General features: G+C 64.4%; 14 protein-coding genes. 4 read left to right on the top strand and 10 right to left on the bottom strand.

What is annotated here, in order from left to right; all coding sequences use genetic code 11:
* Positions 1–12 precede the first annotated feature (12 nt).
* Positions 13–318, bottom strand: a complete 306-nt coding sequence (gene rpsJ / locus HYG77_RS27015) for a 30S ribosomal protein S10 (RefSeq protein WP_003938093.1) — start codon at positions 316–318, stop codon at positions 13–15.
* Between the two features lie 468 nt (positions 319–786).
* Between rpsJ and HYG77_RS27010 the strand changes: the two genes are divergently transcribed.
* The 4 genes from HYG77_RS27010 to HYG77_RS26995 all read left to right on the top strand — a co-directional run bounded on the left by HYG77_RS27010 (position 787) and on the right by HYG77_RS26995 (position 4,249).
* Positions 787–1,284 (top strand): hotdog fold domain-containing protein, encoded by a 498-nt coding sequence (locus tag HYG77_RS27010; protein ID WP_208961184.1) that lies wholly within the window; start codon positions 787–789, stop codon positions 1,282–1,284.
* Positions 1,285–1,623: 339 nt separating this feature from the next.
* Positions 1,624–2,592, top strand: a complete 969-nt coding sequence (locus HYG77_RS27005; RefSeq protein WP_109331608.1) for an ATP-binding cassette domain-containing protein — start codon at positions 1,624–1,626, stop codon at positions 2,590–2,592.
* A complete protein-coding gene (locus HYG77_RS27000; protein ID WP_208961183.1) occupies positions 2,589–3,404 on the top strand; it encodes an ABC transporter permease in 816 nt (271 codons plus the stop codon). Before HYG77_RS27005 ends, HYG77_RS27000 begins: the two co-directional genes overlap by 4 nt.
* Positions 3,401–4,249: an ABC transporter permease gene (locus HYG77_RS26995; RefSeq protein WP_109331610.1), complete on the top strand. Its 849-nt coding sequence runs from the start codon at positions 3,401–3,403 to the stop codon at positions 4,247–4,249. Before HYG77_RS27000 ends, HYG77_RS26995 begins: the two co-directional genes overlap by 4 nt.
* Positions 4,250–4,288: 39 nt before the next feature.
* Here HYG77_RS26995 and HYG77_RS26990 read toward each other — a convergent pair whose 3' ends face one another.
* Genes HYG77_RS26990 through fadD5 form a run of 9 tightly spaced genes read right to left on the bottom strand, consistent with a single transcriptional unit; the run spans position 4,289 to position 13,980 of the window.
* Positions 4,289–5,473: an MlaD family protein gene (locus HYG77_RS26990; RefSeq protein ID WP_244373263.1), complete on the bottom strand. Its 1,185-nt coding sequence runs from the start codon at positions 5,471–5,473 to the stop codon at positions 4,289–4,291.
* Positions 5,473–6,504 carry an MCE family protein gene (locus HYG77_RS26985; RefSeq protein WP_244373259.1) on the bottom strand — a complete coding sequence of 344 codons (1,032 nt, stop codon included), beginning with the start codon at positions 6,502–6,504 and terminating at the stop codon, positions 5,473–5,475. The genes HYG77_RS26990 and HYG77_RS26985 overlap by 1 nt, the downstream gene beginning before the upstream one ends.
* A 14-nt stretch (positions 6,505–6,518) precedes the next feature.
* Positions 6,519–7,607, bottom strand: coding sequence for an MCE family protein (locus HYG77_RS26980; protein WP_244373256.1), 1,089 nt, complete (start codon positions 7,605–7,607; stop codon positions 6,519–6,521).
* Positions 7,604–8,644 (bottom strand): MCE family protein, encoded by a 1,041-nt coding sequence (locus HYG77_RS26975; RefSeq protein WP_208961180.1) that lies wholly within the window; start codon positions 8,642–8,644, stop codon positions 7,604–7,606. Before HYG77_RS26975 ends, HYG77_RS26980 begins: the two co-directional genes overlap by 4 nt.
* Positions 8,641–9,657: an MCE family protein gene (locus HYG77_RS26970; RefSeq protein WP_208961179.1), complete on the bottom strand. Its 1,017-nt coding sequence runs from the start codon at positions 9,655–9,657 to the stop codon at positions 8,641–8,643. The genes HYG77_RS26975 and HYG77_RS26970 overlap by 4 nt, the downstream gene beginning before the upstream one ends.
* On the bottom strand, positions 9,654–10,706 hold the full coding sequence (locus HYG77_RS26965; protein ID WP_109331618.1) for an MCE family protein: 1,053 nt from the start codon (positions 10,704–10,706) through the stop codon (positions 9,654–9,656). Before HYG77_RS26965 ends, HYG77_RS26970 begins: the two co-directional genes overlap by 4 nt.
* Complete coding sequence (locus HYG77_RS26960; RefSeq protein WP_208963538.1) at positions 10,706–11,566, bottom strand: ABC transporter permease; 861 nt, start codon at positions 11,564–11,566, stop codon at positions 10,706–10,708. Before HYG77_RS26960 ends, HYG77_RS26965 begins: the two co-directional genes overlap by 1 nt.
* A 2-nt stretch (positions 11,567–11,568) precedes the next feature.
* Positions 11,569–12,378 carry an ABC transporter permease gene (locus HYG77_RS26955; protein WP_208961178.1) on the bottom strand — a complete coding sequence of 270 codons (810 nt, stop codon included), beginning with the start codon at positions 12,376–12,378 and terminating at the stop codon, positions 11,569–11,571.
* A 12-nt stretch (positions 12,379–12,390) separates the two neighbouring features.
* Positions 12,391–13,980: a fatty-acid--CoA ligase FadD5 gene (gene fadD5 / locus HYG77_RS26950; RefSeq protein WP_208961177.1), complete on the bottom strand. Its 1,590-nt coding sequence runs from the start codon at positions 13,978–13,980 to the stop codon at positions 12,391–12,393.
* Between the last annotated feature and the right edge of the window lie 128 nt (positions 13,981–14,108).

Raw genomic sequence — 14,108 nt, 5'->3', positions numbered from 1 at the left:
TCTCCGCCGCGCTCACTGAATATTGACGTCGACGCTGGCCGGAAGGTCGATGCGCATGAGCGCGTCCACCGTCTTGGGCGTCGGGTCGAGGATGTCGATAAGCCGCTTGTGAGTACGCATCTCGAAGTGCTCGCGCGAGTCCTTGTACTTGTGCGGCGAGCGGATGACGCAGTACACGTTCTTTTCGGTCGGCAACGGCACGGGTCCAACGACGCGGGCCCCGGTACGGGTCACCGTCTCGACGATCTTGCGCGCTGACGCGTCGATCGCCTCATGGTCGTAGGCCTTGAGCCTGATGCGGATCTTCTGTCCCGCCACGCTTAGTGTCCTTTTCTTGCCGCGTTTCGTAGAACCACCCGAGTCGGGCCGAACTACCTCGTCGTCTGCACAGTCCTTACCTGGGCCGCAACTGTCCGAACGCTAGGCGACCGGGACGCACCCGATCCGCTGCCGCTGTTCATCTGTCATGGTTCTCCGGTACACGCGGTCGGGCGTGTCGCCCTCCCACTCATTCTCCGACCCGCAACTTTTCAGCTTTCGGGCCGGGAATTCGCACCGGATGCACTCGAAATCGAGTGCACAGTAGGTACTGCTTCCGTCTTGCATGGGCCGCGAACAGCTCTTTCGAACCGCTCGACGACGTTCTTCACCCCACCTGTTTCAGGCCGCAATAGATCGCGTCCCAGACAAGGCAACCCGACCAGTATGCCGTACGAGGCCCGAGACTTCAAACCGACCCGGACCGGCGCCGCGGCCGCAGAACTTACTTTCGAGTAAGGTGTCGGGATGACGACTTCGAGTCCTACCTATGCCGCCTGGCAGAAGCTTCCGGACAACGCCCTCGGTCACACTCTCTTCTCTCTGGCGATGTGTGTACGCGTTCCCTACTTCGGCTCGGTGCTCCCCCGCGTCGTCGACATGCGCCCCGGACGCTGCGAGGTTCACGCCCCGAAATGGTGGGGCGTGCGCAACCACCTCGGCACCTTTCACGCCATCGCGGCCTGCAACCTCGCCGAGGTCGCCATGGGCATGCTGTCCGAAGCAACCGTGCCGAGCACGCATCGATGGATTCCGAAGTCCATGACGGTCGACTACCTCGCCAAGGCGAACGGATCGTTGCGGGCGATCGCCGAACTACCGGAGCCGCCGGACTTTGCCACCATCACCGAGGGCGCCGAGCTGGTGGTGCCGGTACGCATCGTCGACCGCGCGGGGAACGAGGTGGTCCACGCTGACATCACGACGTGGGTGACGCCCCGCAGTGCGGGACCGGGGACTTCATAGCTCCGGGCAAGCAACCATGGTGAGCACCGAGGCGGAAGCGGAGGTGGACGACGGCACGACGCATGTCGAAGCTCACATTTCGGTCCCGGCCCCTCCGCGGCCGCGAATTGCCCTGCGGGAGTACTGCGGACACCGGGCCTGACGTTCGCACACCATGGCCGTCGACAGGGAAGACGCAGAGGTTGCGGCGGTCGCGGGAGTGGAACTGGTACAGGTGTGCGGCATTTATCGTGTACCTGTCTGCGCGCGTTACAGAAGATTCCCCGGCCCCTTCCCCGGGCGTGGACATGGTTCGCGGGTCTGGCTTCATCTCACTTCTCGCGTGCCATACTCGAGGACATGCCTGCACCTGACACCGCCGTACTTGTCGAGGGAATCGAAAAATCCTTCGGTGACGTCGCAGCGTTGCGGGGCGTGAGCTTCGAGGTACCCCGCGGCACGGTTCTGGGCATCCTCGGCCCCAACGGGGCTGGAAAGACCACCACCGTCAACGTCCTGTCCACACTGCTCCGGCCTGATGCCGGACGGGCCTTCGTCGCCGGGCACGACGTCGTCACCGAATCGGCGGACGTGCGGCGGAGCATCATGATGACGGGGCAGTACGCGGCCCTCGACGAGTCGTTGACCGGCCGCGAGAACCTCGTGCTGTTCGGGCGTCTGATGGGTCTGCCCAAGGGCGACGCGAAGGCGCGGGCCCAGGATCTCCTCACTCAGTTCGACCTCCTCGACGCCGGTGACCGAAAGGTGTCCGGCTACTCGGGCGGTATGCGTCGACGCGTCGACATCGCGTGCGGTCTGGTGATCCGGCCGGAAGTGGTGTTCCTCGACGAACCGACCACCGGTCTCGACCCCCGCAGCCGTCAGGGCGTGTGGGGTCTCGTGTCTGCGCTGAAAGATCAGGGCATCACCATTCTGCTCACCACGCAGTACCTCGAAGAGGCCGACTTGCTGAGCGACAACATCGTGGTCATCGACAAGGGCACGGTGATCGCCGAAGGCTCGGCGGACGACCTCAAGGCCCGCACCGGCGGCAGCTATTGCGAAGTCGTGCCGGTCCAGCTCTCCGATCTACCGCGCGTGCGCGAGGTTCTGGCGGGCCTGTGCCCGCCCGACCGCGTCATCGAGGAAGGTTCCGACCGCTTGTCGATTCCGGCCGAGCACGGTGCCCAGACTCTCGCCGAGGTGCTTCGTCGTCTCGACATGGCCGGTGTGAAACTTGCCGACATCGCACTCCGACGGCCGTCGCTCGATGACGTGTTCCTCTCGCTCACCGGACATGCACGCGTCGACGAGAGCCTGCCGTCGTGACGGCGCCCCCGCAGGTAGCCTTCGAACGCGCTCTCGCGGGCAAGCACCGAAAGCCCCAGCCGTCCAACGTGCAGCAGTGGGTTGCACTGACCCAGCGAAATCTCCACACCATGTCGGTGACGGGTCAGTTCTTCATCGCGGTGCTCGCACCGTTGATCTTCACAGTCGGCTTCTACCTACCGCTGCGTCTGGTGATGAAGTTCCAGGGCGTCGACTACGCCCAGTTCGTCATGCCGATCATCGTGCTCCAAGCGATGGCGTTCACGGCCGTCTCCGCCGCGCATCGAGCGGCGACCGAGGCGTCGAACGGTATGAATACCCGATTCCAGACCATGCCCGTGGGAGCAGCCATACCCTTGGCGGCGCGCATGTCTGCGTCACTCGTGCACTCGTCCATTTCGCTCGTCGCTGCCGTGACGTACGGGTATCTCATCGGTTTCAGGTTCGATGGCGGCACGAGGCTGACCCTCGGCTTCTGTGCCCTGGCGATGCTCATCGGGTTCGCACTCACGACCGGTGCGGATGCGCTCGGAACGCTGACGGGGAGCCCGGAAGTCACCAGCCAGGCGCTCACGCTCCCTCAGCTGATTCTGGGGATGTTCTCCTCCGGGTTCGTTCCGGTGAGCCAGTTCCCGGACTGGGCGCAGGGCTTCGTACGGAACCAGCCGATATCTCAGTTCTCCGAATCGATGCGTGCCATGACCGAGGGCACGATCACCCTGCACCAGATGACGCCGACTCTGCTGTGGTGCGCCGGACTCGTGCTCGCTTTCGTTCCATTGTCGATCTGGTCGAATGTGAGGCGCGGATGACCACCGAGTATCGAGCCGAGGCGCCCACCCGGGTGACGTTCCCCGCGGTGTCGAAGCCGCATCCCGAGAACTCGGCATCCGCCCTGGTGGTTCACAGCCTGTTGCAGACGAAACGGCTTCTTGTGCGTTGGGCTCGCGACCCCGGAACGATGATCCAGGCCATCGTCTATCCCGCACTGATGCTTGTCATGTTCTGGGCCGTGTTGGGCATTTCGATCACCAAGGCCACGGGCGTCAACAGTCTGTACGGCACCGTCCCCATGATCACTCTGGTCGGTGCCATGTTCGGCTCCATCGCGGGGGGACTGTCCCTCAAGAAAGAATGGGCCAACGGCCTGCTCGGCAGGTTCTGGGTTCTCCCCGTCCACAGGGCTTCTCCCCTGGTCAGCCGGCTGCTGGCCGAGTGTGTGCGCATCTCTCTGACGACGGTCCTCATCATCGCCGTCGGAATTGCCCTCGGCTTCCGGTTCGACCAGGGCGTCCTCGCCGGCGTGGGCCTCATGCTTCTGCCACTTCTCTTCGGCGTCAGCTTCGCGACGATGGTGACGGCCCTCGCTGTCAACGCGGGGAAGGCGCCACTCGTCGAACTGCTGTCCCTGCTCTGCACACTTCTGCTGTTCTTCAACTCGGGATTCGTACCCACCGCCGCGTACCCGACCTGGTTGCAGTCGTTCGTCGAGAACCAGCCGATGTCCTGTGCCATCGACGCGATGAAGGGTCTGTCGATGGGCGGCCCGGTGGCGGAACCACTGATCAAGACGATCGCCTGGTCGATCGGTGGACTGATCGTGTTCACCTACCCCGCGGTGCGCGGATACCGAAGGGCCGCAGGGACTCCCCCGTAGCACCCACGTCCGCCTGCCGTCCCGTCGAGTCCCGCGGAATCAGCGAGGGGTCCGGCCTGTGAGGGGTGGCTGAATCACCAACGGGTCGTCTGCGGCCGGCGGACCGTACACACCCCCGCCCCGGGTCGCGTTCTCCTGCCCGAGATCGTCGGGGCGTGGGACATTGACCGCACCACGCTGTTCGAGGTAGTCCTGCGACTGGCACGTCCAGTCGAGGGCCGGTTCACGTGGTTCCGCCTCGGTGACCAGTCGGCGGGGGGCGTCGTACACACACATCGGGCCCTGCGTGCCGACGAGGAGCAGATCGGCCAGTCCGCCCTTCTCGATCGAACCGATCTTCGGCAGTGCCGTCGGCATGATCGACAGGCCGTAGTCGAGTGACGGTTGCCGATCCGCCACGATGCGGGTGGGGAGGACCAGATCGGCGAGCATGGTGCCGAGGGAGTCGCGGTTGCCGGCAAGCAGGGAGTCGAGGCTGGCCATCGTCTGGGGCGAGCGTCCCATCAAATCGACGAGGGCCGCATCGTTGGCCTGCAGTTGTTCGAAGACATTTCGTGCGGTGCTCGCCGATCCGGGCAGTGCTGCAGCCAATCCGTCGGCGCTGTCCAGGAGTGGCATTCCTTTGTCGACGATGGTGGTGAGCGCTTCTGTGCGACTGTCGAGTAGCTGCGCTGCCTCGGCCGAATTGTCGAGCAGGTTCTGCAGGTCCGGTCCGGTTCCCTGGAAGGCGGTGCCGAACGTGTCGGCAATCGTCGAGAGGTCGTGCACGTCGAGTGTGTTCACCAGGTCGGTCGCCTGAACGAGGGTAGCGTCCAGCGACTTCGGAACCCCGTCCGCCGGGATGGCGATGACGTCTCCGTCGACCAGATAGGGCGGCTGGTCGGTGGTGGGCATGATGTCGAGCGACTGAATGCCGACCGGATTTTCGGTGCTGATCTTCGCGACGGACCCGATCGGTATCTCGGTTCCCGGATGTAGTTCGATTCCGAGCACTATGCCCGAACCGGAGGGGCTGACGTCGACCGATTCGACGGTTCCCACTCCCACTCCGCGGTAGTTCACCGAGGTTCCGCGGGCGAGCCCGGCCGCGTTGTCCAGTTCGGCGCTCAGCCGGAGAGGATCGCCGAACGTGTCCGGTCCGGCGACGTACCGCAACCCGAACAGAATCGCGACCAGTGAAATCACTACGAACATGACGAGCTGTGCCACGACGTGCCGGGTCATCAGCGGACACCTCCGCCGAGGACCTCGGCCAGTGTCCGGGCTTCCGGGACCTCGAGGGGCGCCGAGCCGGTGAGCAGTTTCGCGATGACCGCTGTGACGTCGAAAGTCCCGTTGAAGGTCACGTAGTCGCCGGGTGTGGCGGCGGCGAATCCACCGAGGAACCGTGCGACCGCGTCCAGTGTCGGCGCCAGCTCCGATTCGAATCCTTCGAGGGCGGCCAGTACCGTGCCGGCGTCATCGATTTCGGCCGACAGCTCCGTTCCGGCGCTTCCGAGGACACGTTCGGCTTCCCCGGTGAGTGCGGACGCCTGGTGCATGAGCGCGGTGATCTGTTCACGCTGGGACAGCAGTAGGTCGATCACCGGCGACATTTCGGTCAGCGCGCGATCCAGTATCGGTTGTCCGGCCGCCAATTCGGCGGAAAACGCATGGGAGGCCCCTATTGCCCTGTTCAGTTCGTCACGGTGGTCATCGACGACACCCAGCGTGTTGTTCAACATGTCCGCAAGGTCTCGCACCTTGTCGGAGCGGCCGGCGAAGGCTGCGCTCAATTCCCTCATGATGGTGCTCATCTGATCGATTCCACTACCGTTGAGCACGGTGGCGAGCGCTGCCAGTCCACTTTCGATGTCCGGGCCGCGCGACGTGTGTAGCAATGGAATCGCGTCACCGTCGCCCATCGGTGTCCCGATTCCGTCCTCCACGTTCAGCCGCACGAAGGGATTGCCGAGGGCAGTGGGTAGCTCGATCCGCGCGGTGACATCTCGGGGCACACGGACGTCGTCACGGATCCGCATTTCGAGCCTGGCGGTGAAGTTTCGGGTGGACACCTCGGATACGCGACCGATCACATCCTGTCCGGCCCGGACTTCGGCACCGGGTACGACCCGGTCGGCACCCGCGAACTCTGCGGTGATGCGATACGACGGCCCGTCGGGCGCGTGACCGACCGACAGGCCTTGAAGGCTGAGCGAGCATCCGGACGTGATCGCGGCGGCCCCGAGGATCACCACAGTCGTCAGTGCGTGCATTCTGCTCCGGATCGTCATCGTCCTCCGACCATGAGTTCACGTAGCCCGAACGGATCGGACATGCTGGGAGGGAATTGAATCGGGTTGGTGATTCCTGGTCCGCGGCAGAGGATCGGATCGACCACCTGACACAGAGGCGACGTCGGCTCGGCCTGCGCAAGATTGGTCGAGATGTTCAATCGGATGCGGGCACGCTGGTCGGGGGTGACCGCACGCTGAATGTTGTCGACGAGCAAGGGCAGCAGATCCATGATCTCGGCGAGGTCGGTGTCGTGCTGTCGAAGAACGCCACTCATTCCGGCGAGGTTGTCGATACTGGCACTCAGGTCGCCCCCGCGAGCGGCAACGAGCTGATCGATGTGGTCCAGCAGAGTCGTGAGCTGCACTATCGTGGAGCCGATCTCGAACTGCTGTCCGGCGAACTCGTCGCCGACGACAGTCAGCGACTGTGCCAGCGAGTCGACCTGAGCCTGCCGCGCCGAGATCGTCGTGACGAGCACCTCCAGGTTATCGATGAGGGCGCCGAGATCCTCGCTGTTGCCGGCGACGACCGAACTCGCCTGGGACAGCGTGCGGATGGCATCGTTCATCGCCTGGCCGGTACCGTGAGTGGACGCCGCGGTGGCCGAGAGTGCGGCTCCCACGTTGCCGCCTTTCGGACCGAGCACCTCGACCACAGTCTCGACACTGTCCATCAGTTGGTCCCAGGTAATCGGCGAGTGACTGCGCTCGAGCGGGATGGTGTCGCCACTGCCCAGTACCGGTCCCCCGGTGTAGGCCGGTCCGAGTTCGACGAAGCGTTCACCGATCGCGGACGAGACCAGCACATACGAATGCGCATCCGCAGGAAGGCTGACGTCGGCGGCGACCGACATGGTGACCAGAACGGTCGCACCCCTCGGTTCCACCGCCTCGACGGCGCCCACCGGGACACCCAGCACGGTGACCTTGGTTCCGGGAAAGACCCCGTTCACGTAGGCGAACTCCGAATGCACCGTGGTTGAGGACGAACGGAAGATCACCAGCCAACCGGCCACTGCGATCGCCACGACGAGCCCGACTGTCAGACCGATCCTCACAGCCCTGCGCGCCGCGGTCTTCACGAACACCCCGTCAGCAGTCCGACGACGCACAGAAGGTTGTCCGCGATGAAGGCGGAGGGCGCGGAGACGTCGGCCCAATCGCCCGTTCCGGTCGAGTTGACCAGGGCGCGTGCGGCCGGTGCACCCTGTGTGAGGAGGGTATCGATATTGCCCAGGTTGGCGTTGAGGCGGTCCGTCACCTGACGTGCGTTCGCAAGCAGGAGGTCGAGATCGTGTGTGTTCTCGCCGAGGAACTGCGACGCCTGAGCTACCAGGGACTCCAGATCTTCGACCATCTGACGTATCGCTTCCCGTCGCGTCGCCAGCGTCTTCATGACGACTTCCGCGTTTCCCAGCAGCGTCGACAACTGGTCCTGTTGACTTACCAGCACATCCGTCACAGTTCGGGAACTGTCGAGTAATTGCGTGATCTGGTCGGCATTCTTGGCCAGGATCGCGGACGCTGCACTGATCCCTGCCAGCGCATCCTGGTTGAGGGTGGCATCCGTGGGCATCGTGTCCGTGACCGTCGCAACCATTTTCTGCAGTCCCTCGACGTCCAGTTCGCTCGCTGCTTCGATCGCGCCGGACCCGATGTCGTCGAGGGAGTAAGGCACGCTGGTGCGGCTCAGCGGGATCACTCCGTTCGACGGCGTTTCATCCGGCCCGGAAGGCGCGACATCGAGATATCGCTTACCGAGGATGGTCGACAGTTTCACTGCCGCCGAAGTCGTGGAGCCGAGGCGTCGTTCACCGTCGAGCCGGAAATGGACGTGGACACGATCGCCGGCAAGCTCGACCTCCGTGACCCGGCCGGCAGGAACTCCGGCGACGTAGACGTAGTCCGAGGTGGTCAGGCCTGCCGCGTTGGCGAGTTCCGCGGTGTACGCGTCGGTCCGAACGGTAAAGCTCACCCGAGGTACGACGAGGACGATCGCCAGAACCAGTGTGGCGGCCGTGATTCCCACGGCTCCCACGGCAAGGGGACTGACCGGTCGCACACGTTCCTTGCCGGACAGGGAGTCCCAGACGTCCCGAATCTTGTCCACGAACGTCATTGGCAATACCTCGAATGCAGGTCTGGACCCAATGCGCCTTCCTGACCGTCGACATTGACGATGAAGGTGCACAGGTAGATGTTGAGCCACGATCCGTACTCGCCGGCGCGGTTGACGGAGGCGAAGAAGCTCGGAGTCGCCGTCATCAGGTGGTCGAACTCGGCGTTCGCGCCGAGCATCGCACCCGTGAGCGAATTCATCCGGTCTACCGTTCGGGTGAGTTCGGGAACTCGGCCGTCGAGGATGTCGATCATCGAGGCACTGACGGCAGCCGTGTTGTCGAGGGTATCGATCAACACGTCGTTGTTCTCGGCGAGCATCCCGGTGAACGCGGTGAGGCTTTCCACCAAGTGCGAGAGTTCGGGTCCCCTGGCGGCCGCGGTGGTGGCGACGACCTCGAGATTGCCGATGAGCTCACCGATGACCTGATCGTGATTCGCCAGATTTCCGGTCACCGCGGTGACCCGTCGCAGCAGGGTGTCGACACTGGTTCTCCGGCCGTCGAATACGGCGACGACCTCGGAGGCGAGTTCGTTGACCTGTGTGGGGTCGATCGCCTCGAACAGGGGCTTGAAACCGTTGAACAGACTCGTCAGGTCCAGGGCAGGCGAAGTGCGGTCGAGCGGGATCGTCTCCCCCTCCTCGAGCGTGCCTTTCCCGATTTCGCCTGCACTCAGGTCGAGGTACCGGACACCCAGCAAGTCACCGTACCGGATGGCGACGGTGGTGTCGGCGGGCAACGTCTGATCGCGCTCCACCCGGAAATCGACCAGGGCGGAGGCGGTTCCGGCATCACCGTCCACGATCTGCACCGAATCGACCTTTCCTACTCGCACGCCGGCGATCGTGACGTCGCTGCCAGGCGTGACGCCCTGGGCATCGGTGAACATCGCCTTGAATCCGACCGTCGGGCCGGGGACGGGGACGCGCAGGGTGTTGACCACGAGCACTGCGGCGAACACCGCGACGACCAGGAAGATCGCCAGCTTGAACGCCGATCTGCGGACGTTCATCGACCACGTCCTTCACCGCAGTTGGGCCCGCTGAGGCCGGGATAACGAGGGCAGTCCGCAGCGGTGTACGGCCGCGGATTCGACAGGTCGGCAGCGACCCGCACCGCAAACTTGCCGGTCGCGAAAACCGATGCCCCTGCCTCGCCGAACGGACCCAGCTCGTCGAGTGTCGCCCGCAGCATGTCGGACTTACTCGCCATCGTGCCGAGGGTGGGTGAAAGATTCAGTGCCACAGCGATCAACGAATCGGCGTTCTCCTCCACGACAGCCCCCGAGTTCCTGGAGACGACGAGACTGGCGGCCAGAAACCCGGTGAAGCTGTCGGCGTTCTCCACCAGGGTGTGCGACAGGGATGTGGCCGCCTCCATCGTGGCCAGTAGATCCGGGGACGCCGCACCCAGCTGCTCACTGAGACGGGCGATCTGCGGGGCGCGCTGCGCCACCGAATCGACGAGCGGCGCTGTCGCCTGCGCGACCTCGTGGAGGCTGTCGAGAGTGTGACCCAGCTGCTCGCCTCGGCCGCGCAGCGCGTCCGCGACCGCACTGAGGGCTGCCTGCATCTGTTCCGGCTCCACCTCCGACAACAGCTGATAGACACGCGAGTACAGGTCGTACATCTGCACCGTTTCGGTAGAGGTGTCGGGTGCGAGGTGCGCTCCCTCGGCGAGCCTCGCTCCGGCTGCGGCGCCGGTGGGTACGAGGTCCACGATCTGGTCGCCGAACAGGGTGCGGGGCACGATCCGAACGCGAACGCTCGCCGGGATGTGGTGGATCTGCTGGGGATCGAGGCTGATCTCCAACCCCGACTTCTCGATGCCGGGATCGACACTGGCCACGGTGCCCACCGCGGCGCCGCGGTACGACACCGTCGAATGCGACTTCACGGCGCCAGCCTCTGCAGGCAGGGTCGCGTGCACCACGGGATCGGTCACGATCGACTCGGTGCCGAAGCCTACGAGGAGAATCGATCCGGTGGCGAGGACGACGACGCCGAGCAGTCCGCGAACGGCGAGGGCGATCGTCCCTGGGCCGCCCGGGCGGCCCCGCATCACGGCAGCCCCAGCGCGGGAGCGGACGGCACGAGACCCCAGAGTGCAAGAGTCAACAGGAGGTCCACGATTCCGATGGTGAGGATGCTGGTGCGCAACGCGCGCCCGGCGGCCCGGCCGACGCCCTCGGGACCTCCGAATGCGTGATACCCGTACGAGCAGTGCACCAGCGCAATGATGGTAGCGAAGACGATCGCCTTGACGAACGAATACAGGATGTCGGTGGGAGTGAGCATGAGATGGAAGTAGTAATCGTAGGTACCAGCGGACTGTCCGGCGAAGGTGACGATCACCAGCCGCGACGCCAGGTAGGACGACAGGAGCCCCACGATATAGAGCGGCACGACACAGATCAGGCAGGACACGAGCCGGGTGCTCGCCAGAAACGGCAGCGAGCGGATCGCCATCGCGTCGAGCGCGCTGATCTCCTCCGAGATCCGCATCGATCCCAGCTGCGCGGTGAACCCGGTCCCGACCTTGGCCGCGAGCGCTATCGACGCAATCACCGGCGCCAGCTCACGCGTGTTCAGAATCGCGGACAGGAGCCCGGACAACGACCCCATTCCCAGTAGATCGAGCCCGCGCAAACCCTCGATGCCCACCTGAGTGGCCGCAACAGCGGACATGGCGAACACGACTCCGATCGCGCCTCCGCCGGCGAGCACCGTGGCGCCACCGAAGCTGATGTCACCGATCTGGCGCATGATGTGCCGCCAGTACTTCACCACTGCTAGGGGTATTCCTGCGATTGCACTTCCGTAGAAGGTGAATTCCCGGCCCAGCCCCGTCAGCAGATTCAGGGGTTGACGAGCCTTCGACTTCGCCCAGTGCGCCGCGGACCATCTGGCATCGACCACCACCATCAGTAACCACCTACTGGGACGACGAGAACGGAATAAAGCTGACTGAGAACGGTATTCACGATGAACACCAAGATGAAAGCGAGGACCACTGCCTCGTTGACGGCATCGGCAACACCACTGGGACCGCCCTTGGTGTGCAGGCCCTTGAAGCTGGCGATCAGCGCTGAGGTGACGGCGAAGGCGGCGGACTTGACGAGCGCGACGACGAAATCCGAGAGCCGGGTGTATTGGGACAGTGCGGTGAGGAAGCTGCCGGACGAGGTGTCCTGGACGACGACCTGAAAGAAGAAGCAGGCCGACACACCGATCGCCGTGACCATCGCGCACAGCGCGACCCCGACGACGACCGATGCGAGAACCCTGGGGACGACCAGCCTTTCGATCACGTTGAGCCCGATGACTTCCATGGCTTCGACCTCTTCCCGGATCGTGCGCGACCCCAGGTCGGCGCAGATCGCGGAACCCCCGACACCGGCCAGCATCAACGCGCATACCAGTGCGGACGCCTGCCCGACGATCACGAAGCCGACGACCGCCCCGGTATATCCCTCGGCACCGAGCTGACCGGCGAGACTGCCGATCGTCACAGCGATCAGAACCCCGATCGGGATCATGAGAAGCAGTGCAGGCGCCGAGGTGACCGACGCGAGCCGCCACGCCTGGTCGAGAAATTCTCGCCATGCCAGCTTGCGCCTGACGAGCACTCGCACTGCGGCAACCACAGTCGCAATCGAGAAACCGATGAGCGCACCGACCTCATGGGCGAATTGGCTCAACGGCCCCTTCGTGGGTGGCAGTTCGAATGTCATCTCGGCACGGGTTCAGACCACGACGCTGTTCGCGCCGTGCATTTTTCGAAGTTCGCCCTTGACGACCTTGCCGCTGGCATTGCGCGGTAACGCCTCGACGACGACGACGTCTTTCGGATGCTTGTAGCGGGCCAGTTTGTCGTCGAGCCATGCCGTGAGCTGGTCGGCCGAGAGGTCGTCACCGTCGTCGGCGAGCGCCACGATGGCCACGGGCACTTCGGTCCACTTCGGGTCGGGGCGGCCGACGACAGCTGCCTCGCGGATCCTCGGATGTGCGAACAGTACGTTCTCCACCTCTGCGCAGTAGATGTTCTCGCCACCCGAGATGATCATGTCTTTCTTGCGGTCCACGACGTAGACGAAGCCTTCCTCGTCCTGCCGCACGAGGTCACCGGAGTGGAACCAGCCGCCGGCGAAAGCCTCGGCTGTGGCGGTCGGCTTCTGCCAGTACTCCTGCATCATGGTCGGTCCGCGGTAGACGATTTCGCCGACGGTGCCCGGCTCGACGTCGTTCATCTCGTCGTCCACGATGCGGGTGTGGATCGTCGGGATCGGTTTGCCCACGGAACCGAGTTTGCGGATCGCGTCGTCGCCGTCGAGCACGCACGTGATCGGTGACATTTCGGTCTGCCCGAACACCGCGACGATCAGGGCGTGCGGGAAGGTGTCCGCCATCGAACGGAGGACCGTATCCGACGCCGGGGCTGCACCCCAGCTGATGACTCGCAGCGCGAGATCACGACCCTCGACGGTGGGGTCGGCACACACTGCCTGCCACTGAACCGGTACCAGGAAAACCGAGGTGACCCGTTCCTGTTCCCACACGTCCAGCATCTCGGTGGGATGAAAGGCCTTGAGGGGATGGATCACTGTGGTCCCCCCGAGCATCAGCATGGGGGCGACGGAACCGAGCGCGGCGACGTGGAATACCGGTGACGCAAGGAACCCGATGTCGTCACCCCGGTCGTAGCGCATGGCGCGGATGCAGGTGATGGCCTGCCCGACCATGTTCGAGTGGGACAGCACCGCCCCTTTGGGGGTTCCGGTGGTTCCGGAGGTGTACAGAATGAGTGAGGCGGTGTCTTCCGGAAGGTCGACAGGGTTGTACGCAGGCCCGCCTTCGACGAGTAGCTCCTCGTAACCGAGCACGTCGCCCTCGGTCACCGCGCCCATGTTCACGACCAGGCTCAGCTCCGGAACTTCCTGGCGTACGGCCGCGATCAGCGGCGCGAGCGCCGGCTCGGTGAACACGGCATGCGCACCGGAATCGCGTGCGATGAACGCGACCTCAGGGGGTGTGAGCCGAAAGTTGACCGGCACGGCGATGGCGCCGAGCGCGTTGATCGCGAGCACCGCTTCGAAGAACTCGGTCCGGTTGAGGGTCAGGAGGAGGACGCGATCGCCGAACGCGACTCCACGGCGGGACAGTGCCCCGGCAAGCGCCTCGGAGCGGTCGTGGAGTTGACGCCAGGACGTGTTCTGCCCGAGGAAGCGAAACGCGGCATGGTCCGGCTTCATCTCGGCATGGGTCGCTACCCAATTGTTCCAGTGGTTGCGGCGGGATTGCAGTGGCTGGGCGAGCAGCTCGCTACGAGATGGCATGTGTTCGTGGTCCCTTCGCTGTACTCGTCTCTTCCAGCGCGCTTCGACGGACTGCGCGATGGCTGTGACGAGTATTACAGATCATGACTGTGATCGGAACGGTTTTGTTAACCGGAATTCGCATGCTG

This window comes from Rhodococcus sp. ZPP (assembly GCF_017656075.1).
Taxonomy (GTDB): domain Bacteria; phylum Actinomycetota; class Actinomycetes; order Mycobacteriales; family Mycobacteriaceae; genus Rhodococcus_F; species Rhodococcus_F oxybenzonivorans.
Note: the sequence above shows the minus strand (reverse complement) of the source record. Positions and strands in the feature narration are given on the sequence as shown.

Bases quoted from the DNA above. Each gene is read 5' to 3' on its own strand.
- HYG77_RS27010 (WP_208961184.1), top strand. From the start codon at position 787: ATGACGACTTCGAGTCCTACCTATGCCGCCTGGCAGAAGCTTCCGGAC.
- HYG77_RS27005 (WP_109331608.1), top strand. From the start codon at position 1,624: ATGCCTGCACCTGACACCGCCGTACTTGTCGAGGGAATCGAAAAATCC.
- HYG77_RS26995 (WP_109331610.1), top strand. From the start codon at position 3,401: ATGACCACCGAGTATCGAGCCGAGGCGCCCACCCGGGTGACGTTCCCC.
- HYG77_RS26990 (WP_244373263.1), bottom strand. From the start codon at position 5,473: ATGACCCGGCACGTCGTGGCACAGCTCGTCATGTTCGTAGTGATTTCA.
- HYG77_RS26985 (WP_244373259.1), bottom strand. From the start codon at position 6,504: ATGCACGCACTGACGACTGTGGTGATCCTCGGGGCCGCCGCGATCACG.
- HYG77_RS26975 (WP_208961180.1), bottom strand. From the start codon at position 8,644: ATGACGTTCGTGGACAAGATTCGGGACGTCTGGGACTCCCTGTCCGGC.
- HYG77_RS26970 (WP_208961179.1), bottom strand. From the start codon at position 9,657: ATGAACGTCCGCAGATCGGCGTTCAAGCTGGCGATCTTCCTGGTCGTC.
- HYG77_RS26965 (WP_109331618.1), bottom strand. From the start codon at position 10,706: ATGCGGGGCCGCCCGGGCGGCCCAGGGACGATCGCCCTCGCCGTTCGC.
- HYG77_RS26955 (WP_208961178.1), bottom strand. From the start codon at position 12,378: ATGACATTCGAACTGCCACCCACGAAGGGGCCGTTGAGCCAATTCGCC.
- fadD5 (WP_208961177.1), bottom strand. From the start codon at position 13,980: ATGCCATCTCGTAGCGAGCTGCTCGCCCAGCCACTGCAATCCCGCCGC.